Origin of the sequence: Streptomyces sp. VTCC 41912, from assembly GCF_045799175.1 — a bacterium.
Classification (GTDB): Bacteria; Actinomycetota; Actinomycetes; order Streptomycetales; family Streptomycetaceae; genus Streptomyces; species Streptomyces albulus_C.
The window spans coordinates 1-1,282 of the sequence record NZ_JBJMAB010000095.1 but is presented as its reverse complement, the minus strand read 5'-3'; the positions used below and the strand labels follow the sequence as shown (position 1 = coordinate 1,282).

Annotated in this window: 2 protein-coding genes; both read left to right on the top strand. The window is 67.5% G+C overall.

Translation table 11 applies throughout. The features are described from left to right. Positions 1-63: 63 nt before the first annotated feature. Positions 64-372 carry a transposase gene (locus tag ACJ6WD_RS41270; protein WP_407617811.1) on the top strand — a complete coding sequence of 103 codons (309 nt, stop codon included), beginning with the start codon at positions 64-66 and terminating at the stop codon, positions 370-372. Then, the gene (locus ACJ6WD_RS41265) at positions 369-1,241 is read left to right on the top strand and encodes an IS3 family transposase (RefSeq protein WP_407617810.1); all 873 of its coding nucleotides are present in this window, start codon (positions 369-371) and stop codon (positions 1,239-1,241) included. Before ACJ6WD_RS41270 ends, ACJ6WD_RS41265 begins: the two co-directional genes overlap by 4 nt. Positions 1,242-1,282 lie beyond the last annotated feature (41 nt).

Sequence of the window (1,282 nt, the reverse complement as noted above, 5' to 3'; positions counted from 1 at the left end):
TGGGCTTGATGCGCTTTGACGGACATCTGAGATCAGGGGTTCTGCCCCGGAAGGATGTCCATCATGGAGAGCATGGGGAAGAAGAAACCGCGGCCTCGGCGCTCGTTCACGCCGGAGTTCAAGGCCGAGATCGTCGAGCTGTGCCGGCGCGGTGACCGCTCGGTCGGTCAGGTAGCCAAGGACTTCGACCTGACCGAGACCGCGGTGCGGCTGTGGGGCAGCCAGGCCGGGGTCGACGCGGGCGAGCGCGAAGGGCTGGCCAGCAGCGAGCGCGAGGAGTTGGCCGCGTTGCGGCGGGAAAACCGCCGGCTGCGGGAGGACGTGGAGGTCCTCAAGCGGGCCACGGCTTTCTTCGCGAAGGAGACCCGGTGACGGTGCACCCGTTCATCGAGGCGGAGAAGCGAGCCGGTCACAACGTCAAGCGCGCGTGTGAACTGCTGCAGGTCTCCCGAGCCGCCTTCTACGCCCGCCGCAGTGGAATGCTCGGTCCGCGGGCGGTCCGCGATGCCGAGCTGACCGAGAAGATCACAGAAGTTCACGAGCGGTCCCGCGGGACCTACGGAGCCCCGCGAATCCACGCCGTCCTGCAACGACAGGGCGAGGACTGTGGCCGCCGCCGCATCGCCAGACTGATGCGCAATGCCGGGCTGCAGGGCCGGCACCGCAGGCGACGGCAGCTGACGACGGTCCCCGACCCGCGGGCCGCGTCCAGGCCCGACCTCGTCGTCCGGGACTTCGCTCCCGACCCGGACGGTCTCGACACCCGCTGGTGCGGTGACATCACCTACGTTGCCACGGAAGAGGGCTGGCTCTATCTGGCCACCGTCATCGACATCGCCTCCCGTCGGGTGGTCGGCTGGTCCACCGCCGACCATTTGCGGACCGAACTGGTCGCGGACGCTCTCCAGTCCGCCTACCGCCGGCGTCGTCCCGCCCGGCCGGTGATCTTTCACTCGGATCGGGGTTGTCAATACACCAGTCAGCAATTCGCTGCTCTGGCAACGGAGTTAGGTGTCCGCCTGTCCGTCGGTCGCACGGGGCAGTGCTGGGACAACGCACTTGCCGAGTCGTTCTTCGCCACCATCAAAAGGGAGTTGCTCGACACGAGCCCCTGGCCCAGCCGGGCCGCCGCCCGCACCGCGATCTTCGACTTCATCGAGGGCTGGTACAACTTGCACCGACTGCACAGCAGCCTCGGCTACCGCAGTCCCGCCGAATACGAGACCGCACTCGCAGCCTGACCACCACACCGATGGTGTCCGTCAAAGCGGAACAAGCTCAG

Excerpts from the sequence above, each read along its gene's own strand:
- ACJ6WD_RS41270 (WP_407617811.1), top strand. The coding sequence starts at position 64 with ATGGAGAGCATGGGGAAGAAGAAACCGCGGCCTCGGCGCTCGTTCACG.